Raw genomic sequence first — 13,028 nt, 5'->3', positions numbered from 1 at the left:
ATGATTCAATCCTTCCTTGTCCAACGATCTTTATCTCGAGTATTAAATTTATCCATTACCATATCATGGGCTTTTGCTAAATCAATATTTAAACTATTTGCCAAACAAATCATCACAAATAACACATCGCCCAGCTCTTCTTCAATTAGTTTTTCTTTTTCTGTATTTTTTTTTGGTTTTTCACCATATGTATGATTAATTTCTCTAGCTAATTCACCCATTTCTTCAGTTAAACGAGCCATCATTGCTAAAGGACTAAAATATCCTTCTTTAAATTGTCCAATATATGTATCTACTTCATTTTGCATTTCTTTCATCGTTTTTTCGTGCATACTAATTTCAACTCCTCAACTAAATCTTATCGAAATGACCACATTTTGACAAATTATATATTATTTTACTTGAAAAAAATACAAGATAAGATAAAAATAAGAGTTTAGGGTGATTTTATTAGTATGGAGGAAGTTTATGATTTTTAATTTGAAGTTACGCAATATCTTTTTTATTCTTTTAGGCTCAGCAATTTTTTCTTTTGGTATTTTGAACATTAATATTCCAAACAATCTAGCTGAAGGAGGGTTCACAGGAATAAACTTAATTCTTTTAGCAGAATTTCATATTCCTGTATGGATTTCAAATTTAGCGTTAAATATTCCATTATTTTTTATAGGATGGAGATTACTTGGAACAGTTACAATGCTCTATACAATTATTGGAACAGTTGCAGTATCTTTTTTCTTAAAATTATTTGAGAAATTCCCATTTACAATTGATGTACATGGAGATTTAATGTTAGCTTCATTATTTGCTGGTGTATTTATCGGGGTTGGACTTGGAATCATTTTTCGTTTCGGAGGTACAACTGGTGGTGTTGATATAATTGCTCGTCTTGCATATAAATACAAGGGCATAAATATGGGTAAAACAATGTTTATTTTCGACTTTGTGGTTATCACATTATCATTATTAACTTATTTAAAAGCTTATGAAGCAATGTACACATTAGTTGCTGTATTCGTTGGAGCAAGAATTATCGACTTCATGCAAGAAGGAGCTTACGCTGCACGTGGCGCAAATATCATTTCAGATAAAAATGATTTGATTGCTGCACGAATTATGAAGGAGATGGAACGTGGAGCGACCTACTTAAAAGGGACAGGTACATTTACTGGTGAAAGTAAAGATGTTTTATTCTGTGTCGTTCCAAAAAACGAATTAGTTCACCTAAAAAATATCATTCAAGATATTGATCCACATGCTTTTGTTGCCGTAACAGAAGTTCATGATGTATTAGGTGAAGGCTTTACCCTTGACGAAAATAAAGTACCAATACAGCCATAAAAAAAGAGGTTCTTAGCATTTGCTAAGAACCTCTTTTTATTTGCATTAATCTTCGTCACTTTGCATTCCTGTATAGATTAATACTAATCTTAATAACTCTACAACCGCTACAGCTGCTGCTGCTACATAAGTTAATGCTGCAGCATTTAAAACACGTTTTGCATATACATTTTCGTTCGAATTTATAATCCCACTTGTTGTCATTATATTTAATGCTCGGCTAGATGCATTAAATTCAACTGGTAAAGTTACAATTTGGAATAAAACACCTAGTGCTAAAAGGAGAATTCCGACTAATAGCATTCCTGATGCCTGAGAAAAAATCCCAATTAAGATAAAGATCCAAGAGAAGTTTGAGCTAAAATTTGCGACAGGAACTAATGAATGTCGAAATCTTAAGAAACTATAATCATTTGCATCTTGGATTGCATGACCTACTTCATGGGCTGCAACAGCAGTACCAGCAACAGAATGACCATGATAGTTTGCAGATGATAATCGAACTACTTTGGCACGCGGATCATAATGATCAGATAAATAACCACGTGTTTCCTCTACTGCAACATTAAATAATCCATTGTCATTTAATATTTTTCTTGCTACCTCTGCACCTGTCATTCCTGATGTAGAGCTTACTTTTGCATATTTATTAAAAGTAGATTTCACTTTAAATTGTGCATAAATCGGAATGATTAACACAAGTAGAAAGTAAATAATAAAACCCATTGCTATTCCTCCAAAGAAAGATATTTTAGAATATTGTAATGATTAATTGGGAAATTTGTCAATCATTATGCTCTCTTTGCTTTTTGTTTTTGTTCCGCTCACCTATATATTTTCTCCATCCAACATAACAAAGAGTACCGACTATGATACCACCTGTCGTAAATAATGTCCAAAATGTTGCTGGCGGAAATATTGAGTTTCCTTGTTCAAAAATCATTAGTAACTCTGTTTGAGTCTGATCTAGTTTTTGACTAAATGCAGGTAAAGCCTCTTTATTCACACGATAGTCGTCTAAAAATGAAACGAGTGAATTGATTTTCTTTATTTCATCATACGAAAGATCACTTAATAAGCTTGGGTAAATGATCTCAAATTGGTGTAAAAATTGATTTAATTGAATATCATATGCTTCTGTATTACCTCTTTTATAAGCAGCATCCATATTATGTAAAGGTGTCATAACGGCATTTTTCATTTCTTTCCACATTGGTTGAACAGATGTTTCCCTTGCATCAATTAATAGCCTTAATCCAAGAACTTTTGCAATTTTTTCTTGAGAATCACTAGCATCATTTTCTAATGATTGCAAAGCATTTTGGAAAGTCACAGAAATCGTTTCTAAATCTTTTGGTGTAAAATCCTTATTCTTTTTTGCACTTTCCATATATTTCACTTCAAATTGTTCAATGAGATTTGCACTGTGAACATAATCACCTTCTTGAACTAATGATAGTGATTTTTCTATTAAAGAAGTTTCGGAATCTATTTTAGCTAAACTTTTTTGATGATTAAATGAAAAGAAAATAAAAAAAATGCTGATTCCCACTATTAATTTTTTCATCAAATCCCTCCCTCATAACTACTAATAATTATGAGAGAACGGACAAGAATAGAACCGATCAGATCGAAGCTCTATTTTTAAAAATTAACTGGAAATAAGCAATTAAAATAACAAATATTGATAACCAAAAAGTAAATAAAGCAATCCATTCCTGGTATAACCCAAGCATACGATAAGAAGGCATAGTTCCAAATACATAATCAAAAATTAAATCCTGTAAAATCCAAATACTAGCAACCGCTAAATGCCATTTCTTAACTTTAAACATAGGGGCATATAGAAGCGCTTGTAGTGCCATACCGGCATGGGAAAGGATTAACATGATGGCAATTTGATTCAGTTCACCCTCTATGTATAAAACAGCACCATTCATGGCAACTGCCCAAATACCATATTTGACTAAACTTACGTATGCTAAAGCTTCTATTAATCCACTTTGTTTTTTGAAAAACCATAATAATAAAACAAAACAAAAAAACAGAGATGCTGTTGGGCTATCTGGAACAACTATTCTTAGCCAGGCAGGGGTCTCAATTAATTGATATTGATACCATACATAGCCATATATTGTTCCAAGTACATTTACTATGAATAAGGCAATTAAACTCGATCGTAGCCTCATTAAACTGTAAAGAACGTTCACATTCACACTTCACTTTCATTTGTACTAAATGACTAACTGTATTTTATAACACAACGTTCACAATTCCAATGACAAAAGTCCTATCCGACATGTTATTATCTCAGTATAAGATATGTATTAAAAAAAGAGTCGAAAATTCGACTCTTCTTTATTATTCAGCTTGACCAGCTTTCGAAACAAATTCAGCTAGGACTTTCAGTTCTTCATCAGTACCTTTAAATACGCCAGCTGGCATTGCTTTTTGACCTTTAACTGCAATTTCTGCAATTTGTTCTGGTTTTAAACCGCTGTTTTGAAGACTTGGTGCTGCCGCTCCACCTTCAAGGTTATCACCATGACATGATACACATGTATTTTTTTGTAATAACTTGTATGCAGGATCTTCTTTATTCAGCTCAACAAAAGCACGGATTTTACCTTGCTCTTTTTGTTTTTTCCAATCATGGTGAGCTGTTGCTTCCCATGTTAAATAAATAACCCCTGCAAAACCAAGTAACATAAAGCCAGTAGCTAAAGGTCGTTTAGAAGGTTTTCTTTCAGTACTACGGTCTAAAAATGGCGCTAATAATAAACCACCAAACGCTAGACCAGGAATTACGAAAGCACCTAATACGTTATAATCACCTGAAGCAAAGCTATATTTTAAGAATTGATATAAGAATAAGAAATACCAGTCTGGTAATGGTGTATAACCAGTATCAGTTGGATCAGCAATCCTCTCAAGTGGAGATGGATGTGCAATTGTTAATGTTAAGAATCCTGCTAAGAATACTGCTCCTACCATCCATTCTTTTAATAAGAAGTTTGGCCAGAATGCTTCAGTTTTTCCAGGATACTCAGAATAATCTTTTGGAATATTTGCTTTACGACCTGCCATTGTAGGTACACGTGAGTCACCTACAAATTTCATTCCTTTACCGCGATGCATGTTCTCCCTCCTTTATTTCGACACACTTTAGTTAGTAACTAAAGCCCATGCACTAAATCTTATAGTGGACCTGAAATACCTTGCTTACGAATGATCATGAAATGCGCACCCATTAGAGCAAGTAAAGCACCAGGTAAGAAGAATACATGAATTGCGAAGAAACGAGTTAGTGTTTGTGCACCGATGATTTCCGGATGACCTGCAATTAACGTTTTTACTTGCTTACCAATAAATGGTGTTTGTTCAGCAATTTGCAGACCTACTTTAGTCGCAAATAATGCTTTCATATCCCAAGGTAATAAATATCCAGTAAAGCCTAATCCAAGCATTACGAAGAAAATTAAAACCCCTACAATCCAGTTAAGCTCACGAGGCTTTTTATATGCGCCTTGGAAGAATACACGTAAAGTATGTAAGAACATCATAACAATTACTAAACTTGCACCCCAGTGATGCATACCACGAACGATTTGTCCGTATGCAACGTTGTTTTGTAAGTAATAAACTGATTCCCAAGCATTTTTAATATCCGGAACATAATACATTGTTAAGAACATTCCAGATAAAATTTGAATTACTGTAACGAAAAATGTTAATCCACCAAAGCAATATACGAATGCTGAAAAATGATGTGCTGGATTAACGTGTTCTGGTACTTCGTGATCAGCGATATCTCTCCACAGAGGTGTAATTTCTAATCGCTCATCTACCCAGTCGTAAATTTTGTTTAACACGATTATTTTCCTCCTTGTGGTAACGCTTTACCAAGATAAAAAGCATCTTTTTCCACTTTTACTTGATAATGATCAAGTGGTGCAAGTGGTGGTGTTCCTTTGACATTTTGACCATTTTTTTCATAACGACCACCATGACATGGACAGAAGAATTGATTTGGATTATCCTTATTGTCATTCCAACCTACTGTACAGCCTAAATGCTTACAAACAGGTGATAATGCAATGATATCTCCATTTTCATCCTTGTAAACCCATGCAGAATGAGGAGCATCAGATTTTACCCAACCATCAACTTGCTTAACTTTAAAGTCAAAGCGTTTTGGTTCGTTTGTTAAATCTTTCAGTAATCCTACCTGCACTAATGATCCAGCTTCTTCTTTTTGTAAAACTGGGTCAATTGCAAAACGTGCTAACGGCATTAGCATTCCTGCAGCCATGAAACCGCCTACACCAGTTAACGTGTAGTTTAAGAACTGGCGTCTTGAAACCTTTTCACTCATGAAAATTCCCCCCTCTATCACAAGTACTCCTGTACGGACAACAGCTATAATAATAAAACTAGGACACTTTCATAATATAATAACAAATTTAGAAGGTCAATAATATCCTAATAATAATCATATTAATAATGTTGTTTTTATTTTTATCCCCATATTTTAGAAAATAATGCATTTAAATACGTTAATTGTTTATCAACAATTACTCTTTGGGTTGTCTCGTCTAAATTATTAATATTTAATGCAGGTAACCAAATTAATGTATCGTCAAACTCTGTATTAGATTGTTTCCAGTCATAGTCACATGTCAAATAAAAGACATGCTTCATCCCGCTTTCGATAAACTCTTGATGCCATTGATTCAATCGTTCTAATTTGTTGTTTTCCCCTAATAAATAAGTAAATTCCGGAGCGATTACAACTCTACCTTTATAGGTACGTTCAATTTCTGATGTAAGAATAATTAGATCCTCACGTTGCTCTGCAAGACTGATTTGATCCTTATGTAAAGATACAGGACAAAGTGGCACAATCATCGTATCAATGTATTGCTGGTGTTCTAAAACCTGTTCTAAATCACTTGTCGTCCATTTCATTTTGCTTCCTTCTTCCTATTTGAAAATACCTTAAACATAATTGTGAAATTTTTGTGAACAAATATCTAATTTCCATTTAACCATATATTACTATTTTAAGAAAGAAAAAAAGTCCTCAAAAAATGAGGACTTTTTAGTTGATCAATTCTTTAAGTAATTAAAGTTTTTAATTGATTTGTTAATTCCTTAAATCTTTTTGCATCTTGCTGATCTAAGGCTTCATCAATCAGTCTCATTAAACGATTTCTTTGGAAATTTATTAATGAATCAGAAAGGAGCTTTTCAGCGATTACCCGATCTTTTTCATTGCTACTTAAGTTTTTTGGTAAATGAGGATTCTCTTCTAAAACTGAAACAAACATTGGATATTGAAAAGAAGATTTAAAATTCAATTGGATATAAATATCTTCATCCCTATTCAGGCGAATATCATGAAATGACTTTTCTGCATCTGTCGTCATTACATTTTGTTTATAAAAATGGAATGGCACTTCTTTCACACAGTTTGTCGACATCACTAATCCTCTTGGACAATACTTAGACTGTTCTACAAAATGAACTTTTTTCATTAAGTAATCATGGCTCATTAAATAATTTAAGATCCAAACACACTCTCTTTGCTTAAGTTGAAAATTACTTAGAAACCATTTCACAAAATCCTTCTTCTCGTTCACAGATACAGGGGTTGCCATTTTATAAATCCCTCCTCTGTCCATCATATTTGTCCCCTTTTTGGCGAATAAAGAATATTACATAATCTCATTTATTCTGTCAAGACGTTCCCTTACTTCTTCCTGAAGGTATTCATCATCCTGAAGTTTTAAGTATACCTCTTTCGCTTCCTGAATTAAGCCTTCTTCAAATAATAAATCTCCGAATTCCTTTAGGAAGGAAATTTCTTGGTTAAAGTCATTATATGCTAAGCGATATTGATTTAATGCCAATTCATATTTTTCAATTCCGTAATATGCTTTTCCTAAGTCCCAATTAAAATGAGGATCAGAAGCTCCATGCTCGATTGCCAATTCGATTGTACCGATTATTTCCTCGTAATCTTCTTCTTCAAATAAAATCCCAACTAACAATTGAACTGCCTCAATTAATGATGGATCATAAATTAAAGCTTCTTGTAAGTGTTTTTTACTTGTATCTAGATTTTTTAATTTACGTGCTAATTTAGCTGCGGACATAAGGCATTCTACATTTGTCTCATCCACCAGTAAAGCTTTTTGTATGATATCGTAGCCTTCTTGATATTGACCTTCTATGTCAAATGCTTTACTTAACCATAAGTGAGCCACTAAGTATTCTGGATCGAAGAAAATTGCTTCCTCAAATATAGGGATACATGCTGCATAGCGTTCTGCTTGAAACAATGTAATACCGTAACCTAATAATGTATGAAAGTCTTTTGATTGTTCAATCCCTTTTTCATAAAAAGGAATTGCTTCTTCCCATTCACCTTCTGCACTTAGGCTTTCAGCTAATCGTAACTCTTTACTTACGCCATTTACTTCAATATCTTGATTCATTAACTTTTCGTAGAATGGAATTGCTTTTTTATAATCGTATTTACTAAAGTAATATTCTCCTAATGCAAAATCTACAACTGGTTCATTCGGTAAAATTCTTTTTGCTTCAAATAATTTTTGTTCAGCAACTTCGTCTAGCCCTTGAACTTGATATAAATCCGCCATTAAAAGTAAAGCTTGAACCTTTGTTTCATTATTTTCTTTTATAGTCAGTAATATTTCTAACGCTTCATCTTCTAAATCTAAATCCAATAGTATTTCTGCATAAATAATTTTTAATTCTTCATCGTCATCATATAAATACACTAGATCTTCAATAATATTTTTTGCCTCATCTAGTAATCCTAGTGATTGAAAAATAATTGCAGCTTCGTATTTTTCTTCATCATTTGCATTTCTTACACTATTTTTTAAAACCTCTAAACCTTTTTCCGTTTGACCATTTTCAATAAGCTGTATAGCTTCATAAATATTACTCATTAAAACACCTCTTAATCCGAACTTCTTACTTTACTAATTCTTGTAATTGCTCTTTAAAATTAGGGAAAGATACTGCTATACACTCAGTGTTTTCAATAAAAGTTTCTCCATCAGCAAGTAGTGATGCGACAGATAACATCATTCCCATTCTATGATCGCCGTGTGAGGCTACATTTGCGCCCTTTAAAGCTTTATTACTTCCTTGTATAATCATACCATCTTTTGTCGCTTCAATGCTTACTCCAAGTTTTGTTAGTTCTGTAACAACTGTTTGAATACGATCTGTTTCTTTCACTCTTAACTCTTCAGCATCTTTAATAATCGTTTCACCTTCTGCTTGAGAAGCAGCTAAAGCCAAGATAGGCAATTCATCAATACATGTCGGAATCTCTTCCCCACCGATTGTTGTACCTTTTAATTTTGCTGATTTCACTCGAAGATCTGCAATTGGTTCACCGTTTACGAATTTTTCATTCTCTAAAGTAATATCAGCACCCATTCTATCTAGTACTGTTAAAATGCCAATACGCGTTGGATTAATACCTACATTTTTTAGCAGGATTTCACTATTTGGAATAATTGACCCTGCTACTAGGAAGAATGCAGCTGAAGAAATATCACCTGGTACAGTTACATTCGTAGCTTTCAATTGTTGACCACCATGAATAGAAACTGTGTTTCCATCAACTACTAATTCACATCCAAATGCCTTTAACATTCTTTCGGTATGATCTCGAGATTTTTCAGGCTCAGAGACGATTGTTGTACCTTCTGCAAATAATCCGGCCAATAAAATTGAGGATTTAACTTGAGCACTTGAAACAGGTGATTCATATGAAATACCCTTTAATTTACCACCTCTAATTGAAATCGGTGTATATGTAGCATCTTCACGTCCATCAATTTGCGCGCCCATCATTTTTAAAGGTTTCGTTACTCGTTTCATCGGTCTCTTTCCAATGGATTCGTCGCCAAGAATAACTGAATGGAACGGTAATCCACTAATGATACCCATTAAAAGTCTTGCAGTTGTACCTGAGTTTCCTACATCTAACACCGAATCTGATTCCTTCAGTCCCTCAATGCCATTGCCATAAACCAGCACTTCATCCTTTTGAACATCAATATGTACGCCTAATTTTCGGAAACAATCAATTGTACTTAAACAATCTTCCCCTAATAAAAAGTTCGTAACTTTTGTCACCCCAGTTGCTAATGAACCAAACATGATGGCTCTATGAGAGATTGACTTGTCTCCAGGAATTATAACTTCTCCAACTAAACTGACTTTATGATTTGAATGTGAATTGTTCATTTTAGACACCTTTTAAAACCTTTCTATATGTTATTTACATTCCATTTTTATGGTTTCAAACCTTTTTTTTAAAGAAAAATCTGTTCGACTAATTACCCTAAAATATTCAATAAATTATCTAAAATAAATTTACATCATGTTACTGATCATTTTTAGAAAAAGAAAATGATATTTTGATTGATTGTCGTATCAAAACATCATTTCCTATTAAAATTATTTAGTTAACAGTGTAAGGAAACGATTCAAATGTTCCTTAATGACTTGTTCATCTAATTCACATAAAATTGGTTTTCCGAAATCTTTTAAAAGTACATAATTTATTTTTAAATCGATGTTTTTCTTATCTTGTTTCATTAATTGTATAATCGGTTCTGTTTGTAAATCTAAGTAAAAAGGATAATCAAGTTGTTTAAACCATTTCACTAATACACGAAACGATAAGTCTACTTCAAATAACTGCTCACTCATATAAACCGAAAATAGGGTTCCAAATGCAATTGCTTCGCCGTGAGTGGTTTTTGAATATCCTAAATACGCTTCTATTGCATGTCCAAGTGTATGACCTAAATTTAAATATGCACGAATGCCACTTTCTTTTTCATCCTTTGAAACAATTTGATTTTTAACCTGAATACCCATTAAAACGGATTGTTCAATTGCATGCTGATCAAGATCGTTCAGTTGATTGATCTGATTCATCAACCAAGAAATATTATCTTTTGATGAAATGAGTGCTTCTTTAATGATTTCAGCAAATCCTGAACGCCATTCCTTAATCGGTAGAGATTGAAGAAATTTAAGTTCATATAGTACAAGCTCTGGTTGATAAAATGCTCCAACAATATTTTTAGCTGTTGGTAGATTGATCGCTACCTTACCTCCGATGGCGCTATCATGAGCTAATAGAGTTGTAGGCATTTGAACGAATCTTATACCACGCATATATGTTGCTGCAACAAATCCTGCTAGGTCTCCAACGACGCCTCCACCTAATGCAATGATTAAACTATTTCGATCCAATTTACTGTCAAAACATTTTGCTAAACACTTTTCATAGTAAGTGAAACTTTTACTTTGTTCACCACAAGGAATAATATATTCATCGTAATTTGATAATTGCTTTTTAACTTCTTCTAAATAATAAGGAGCAACTTGATCATCAGTAATGATGAGTATTTTCGAAACTTTCGGTGAAAAACCTTCAATCATTGACTGCAAACCATTTAATATATCAAACCCAATACATACATTGTATTGTTTAGAGCTTGTATTGACTGCGATGACTTCCATTAAAACTTCCTCGCATACTCACGGTACTCTTCAATATTTCCTTTTAGACGGTCTAATTGATCTGATTCAAATTGCTCAACAATTGCTTTTGCAACCTCCCAAGCAACAATATGCTCAGCCACTACTGAAGCTGCAGGTACAGCACAGCTATCAGAACGTTCGATACTTGCTTCATAAATTTCCTTCGTCTCGATATCTACTGTTTTTAATGGCTTGTACAATGTTGGGATTGGCTTCATTACAGCACGGACGACAATCGGCATTCCTGTTGTCATTCCACCTTCGAAACCACCTGCATTATTTGAATGACGGTAATAACCCTTCTCTTCTGAAAAAGCAATCTCATCATGCACTTCACTTCCAGGGACTGAACCAGCTTTAAAGCCAATTCCAAACTCAACACCTTTAAATGCATTAATACTAACAATTGCTCCAGCTATTTTAGAGTCTAGTTTACGATCATAATGAACGTAGCTGCCAACTCCTGGTGGCATCCCTTCTACAACAACCTCTACAATACCACCCAATGAATCTCCATTTTGTTTCGCTTCATCTATTAACTGTTTCATCTGTTCAGTCGCATCTCGATCGATACATCTTACTTCAGAGTTCTCTGCTTGAATATGTAAATCTTCTACATTTTTATATTGCAATTCTTTTGCTTTTACTCCACCAATTTCAATTACGTGGCTAGCAATTGTAATGCCCAATTCAGATAATAGTTTTTTCGCAACAGCACCTGCAGCAACGCGTACAGTTGTCTCACGAGCAGAAGAGCGTTCTAACACATTACGAACATCCCTAAAGCCATATTTTATCGCACCATTTAAATCTGCATGACCTGGTCTTGGTTTTGTAATACTTCTTTTACCTTCATACTCTAAATTTTCTAAAGGCTCTGCACCCATAATATTAGTCCAGTGTGTGAAGTCTTTATTTTCAACAACTAATGCAATTGGTGAACCTAATGTATAGCCATGTCGAACACCACTTGTAATTTGTGCAGTATCTTTTTCAATCTGCATTCTACGACCTCTACCATAGCCACCTTGACGTCTACGAAGCTCTACATTAATTTCTTCTGACAATATTGGTAAACCCGCTGGAACGCCTTCAATTATCGTAGTTAATTGGGGACCATGCGATTCACCTGCTGTTAAATAACGCATTCCATCACCTTCTATTTATGTAAGATTTAAAATTATTAGTTACTACTATATCACAACCTAATCTTAAATTAATATAAAAAAAGAACCATAAAATGGTTCTTATAACGTTTTTTTATAAAAAAATGTTTCGTTTGATGTAAATGAATACTTTTCTGCATGAAAAATTTGTTCAGTGCTCCCTACAAATAATATTCCATTTTGCTGTAATGAATTTGAGAAATTTGTATAGATTTCAATTTTAGCTTCTTCAGTAAAGTAAATAAGAACATTTCTACAAACGATAATATCAACATTTTTTTCATAAGCATCTAATAGTAAGTTATGTTTTTTAAATTGGATTTGTTTTTTCAATTCCTCACTAACTTGATAGATTGTTCCCTCTTGTTTGAAATATTTCGCTAACAGTTCTTTAGGTACATCTTTAATAGCTTTTTCATTATATACACCAATTTTTGCTTTTGATAATACATTTTCATCTAGGTCAGTAGCAATGATTTGAAATTGATTTGGTTTTAAATGTTTTAATAAGATCATTGCAAGTGTATACGGTTCTTCACCAGTGGAGCATGCAGCACTCCAAATTTTTAATTTGCTATTATTTTTTAAAAATGGTGGTAAAATGGTTTTTTCGAAAACTTCCCAACGATTGGGATTTCGGAAGAATTCAGAAACATTAATCGTCATGCGATCTAGGAATTCATAATAAAGCTCTTTATCTTTCTCCATGCCTTTAAAGAAATCGACAAAAGAACGATAACCCTTTTTTTCATATAAAGATTTTAATCTTCTTTTCATTTGTGATTCTTTATATAAGTATAAATCAATACCAGATTTCTTTTTTACTAAATTTATAAAATCAATATAATCGTCCATAATATTCCCCTATTATTTATTTAAAAAAAAGCCTGCAAATATCTGCTGGCTTTATCTTAT

The 13,028-nt window shown here is 33.2% G+C and carries 15 protein-coding genes; 1 reads left to right on the top strand and 14 read right to left on the bottom strand.

The annotated features are described in order from the left end of the window. Nucleotides 1-5: 5 nt before the first annotated feature. Complete coding sequence (locus tag ACX6U0_RS16215) at nt 6-332, bottom strand: nucleotide pyrophosphohydrolase (protein ID WP_464960922.1); 327 nt, start codon at nt 330-332, stop codon at nt 6-8. 136 nt (nt 333-468) lie between these two features. Between ACX6U0_RS16215 and ACX6U0_RS16210 the strand changes: the two genes are divergently transcribed. Beyond that, entirely contained in the window at nt 469-1,341 is an 873-nt protein-coding gene (locus tag ACX6U0_RS16210; RefSeq protein ID WP_464960921.1) for a YitT family protein, read from the top strand. Between the two features lie 45 nt (nt 1,342-1,386). On the opposite strand, the gene ACX6U0_RS16205 is transcribed toward ACX6U0_RS16210, so the two are convergent. The 13 genes from ACX6U0_RS16205 to ACX6U0_RS16145 form a co-directional block, all read right to left on the bottom strand. Next, entirely contained in the window at nt 1,387-2,067 is a 681-nt protein-coding gene (locus tag ACX6U0_RS16205) for a zinc metallopeptidase (RefSeq protein ID WP_464960920.1), read from the bottom strand. 58 nt (nt 2,068-2,125) lie between these two features. Beyond that, entirely contained in the window at nt 2,126-2,908 is a 783-nt protein-coding gene (locus ACX6U0_RS16200) for a sporulation protein YpjB (RefSeq protein ID WP_464960919.1), read from the bottom strand. A gap of 58 nt (nt 2,909-2,966) precedes the next feature. Then, nucleotides 2,967-3,551 (bottom strand): DUF1405 domain-containing protein, encoded by a 585-nt coding sequence (locus tag ACX6U0_RS16195; protein ID WP_464960918.1) that lies wholly within the window; start codon nt 3,549-3,551, stop codon nt 2,967-2,969. A 151-nt stretch (nt 3,552-3,702) separates the two neighbouring features. Then, complete coding sequence (locus ACX6U0_RS16190) at nt 3,703-4,479, bottom strand: c-type cytochrome (RefSeq protein ID WP_464960917.1); 777 nt, start codon at nt 4,477-4,479, stop codon at nt 3,703-3,705. A 59-nt stretch (nt 4,480-4,538) separates the two neighbouring features. After that, nucleotides 4,539-5,213 (bottom strand): menaquinol-cytochrome c reductase cytochrome b subunit, encoded by a 675-nt coding sequence (gene qcrB, locus ACX6U0_RS16185; RefSeq protein WP_464960916.1) that lies wholly within the window; start codon nt 5,211-5,213, stop codon nt 4,539-4,541. Between the two features lie 2 nt (nt 5,214-5,215). After that, a complete protein-coding gene (locus ACX6U0_RS16180) occupies nt 5,216-5,716 on the bottom strand; it encodes a QcrA and Rieske domain-containing protein (RefSeq protein ID WP_464960915.1) in 501 nt (166 codons plus the stop codon). 143 nt (nt 5,717-5,859) lie between these two features. Then, nucleotides 5,860-6,309, bottom strand: coding sequence for a DUF2487 family protein (locus tag ACX6U0_RS16175; protein ID WP_464960914.1), 450 nt, complete (start codon nt 6,307-6,309; stop codon nt 5,860-5,862). Between the two features lie 149 nt (nt 6,310-6,458). Then, nucleotides 6,459-7,001: a ReoY family proteolytic degradation factor gene (locus ACX6U0_RS16170; protein WP_464960913.1), complete on the bottom strand. Its 543-nt coding sequence runs from the start codon at nt 6,999-7,001 to the stop codon at nt 6,459-6,461. A gap of 57 nt (nt 7,002-7,058) precedes the next feature. Further along, the gene (locus ACX6U0_RS16165) at nt 7,059-8,321 is read right to left on the bottom strand and encodes a tetratricopeptide repeat protein (RefSeq protein ID WP_464960912.1); all 1,263 of its coding nucleotides are present in this window, start codon (nt 8,319-8,321) and stop codon (nt 7,059-7,061) included. 25 nt (nt 8,322-8,346) lie between these two features. Then, on the bottom strand, nt 8,347-9,636 hold the full coding sequence (aroA, locus tag ACX6U0_RS16160) for a 3-phosphoshikimate 1-carboxyvinyltransferase (RefSeq protein ID WP_464960911.1): 1,290 nt from the start codon (nt 9,634-9,636) through the stop codon (nt 8,347-8,349). 213 nt (nt 9,637-9,849) lie between these two features. Continuing rightward, a complete protein-coding gene (gene aroB, locus ACX6U0_RS16155; protein WP_464960910.1) occupies nt 9,850-10,926 on the bottom strand; it encodes a 3-dehydroquinate synthase in 1,077 nt (358 codons plus the stop codon). After that, entirely contained in the window at nt 10,926-12,095 is a 1,170-nt protein-coding gene (gene aroC / locus ACX6U0_RS16150; protein ID WP_464960909.1) for a chorismate synthase, read from the bottom strand. Before aroC ends, aroB begins: the two co-directional genes overlap by 1 nt. Nucleotides 12,096-12,194: 99 nt before the next feature. Continuing rightward, nucleotides 12,195-12,968: a CheR family methyltransferase gene (locus tag ACX6U0_RS16145; protein WP_464960908.1), complete on the bottom strand. Its 774-nt coding sequence runs from the start codon at nt 12,966-12,968 to the stop codon at nt 12,195-12,197. Nucleotides 12,969-13,028: the final 60 nt, after the last annotated feature.

It is taken from the genome of Gottfriedia sp. ABJ_BB2_2, from assembly GCF_055484705.1.
This window is presented reverse-complemented; position numbering and strand designations above follow the sequence as displayed.

Bases quoted from the DNA above. Each gene is read 5' to 3' on its own strand.
- ACX6U0_RS16215 (WP_464960922.1), bottom strand. From the start codon at position 332: ATGCACGAAAAAACGATGAAAGAAATGCAAAATGAAGTAGATACATAT.
- ACX6U0_RS16210 (WP_464960921.1), top strand. From the start codon at position 469: ATGATTTTTAATTTGAAGTTACGCAATATCTTTTTTATTCTTTTAGGC.
- ACX6U0_RS16205 (WP_464960920.1), bottom strand. From the start codon at position 2,067: ATGGGTTTTATTATTTACTTTCTACTTGTGTTAATCATTCCGATTTAT.
- ACX6U0_RS16200 (WP_464960919.1), bottom strand. From the start codon at position 2,908: ATGAAAAAATTAATAGTGGGAATCAGCATTTTTTTTATTTTCTTTTCA.
- ACX6U0_RS16190 (WP_464960917.1), bottom strand. From the start codon at position 4,479: ATGCATCGCGGTAAAGGAATGAAATTTGTAGGTGACTCACGTGTACCT.
- ACX6U0_RS16180 (WP_464960915.1), bottom strand. From the start codon at position 5,716: ATGAGTGAAAAGGTTTCAAGACGCCAGTTCTTAAACTACACGTTAACT.
- ACX6U0_RS16175 (WP_464960914.1), bottom strand. From the start codon at position 6,309: ATGAAATGGACGACAAGTGATTTAGAACAGGTTTTAGAACACCAGCAA.
- ACX6U0_RS16170 (WP_464960913.1), bottom strand. From the start codon at position 7,001: ATGGCAACCCCTGTATCTGTGAACGAGAAGAAGGATTTTGTGAAATGG.
- ACX6U0_RS16165 (WP_464960912.1), bottom strand. From the start codon at position 8,321: ATGAGTAATATTTATGAAGCTATACAGCTTATTGAAAATGGTCAAACG.
- aroA (WP_464960911.1), bottom strand. From the start codon at position 9,636: ATGAACAATTCACATTCAAATCATAAAGTCAGTTTAGTTGGAGAAGTT.
- aroB (WP_464960910.1), bottom strand. From the start codon at position 10,926: ATGGAAGTCATCGCAGTCAATACAAGCTCTAAACAATACAATGTATGT.
- aroC (WP_464960909.1), bottom strand. From the start codon at position 12,095: ATGCGTTATTTAACAGCAGGTGAATCGCATGGTCCCCAATTAACTACG.
- ACX6U0_RS16145 (WP_464960908.1), bottom strand. From the start codon at position 12,968: ATGGACGATTATATTGATTTTATAAATTTAGTAAAAAAGAAATCTGGT.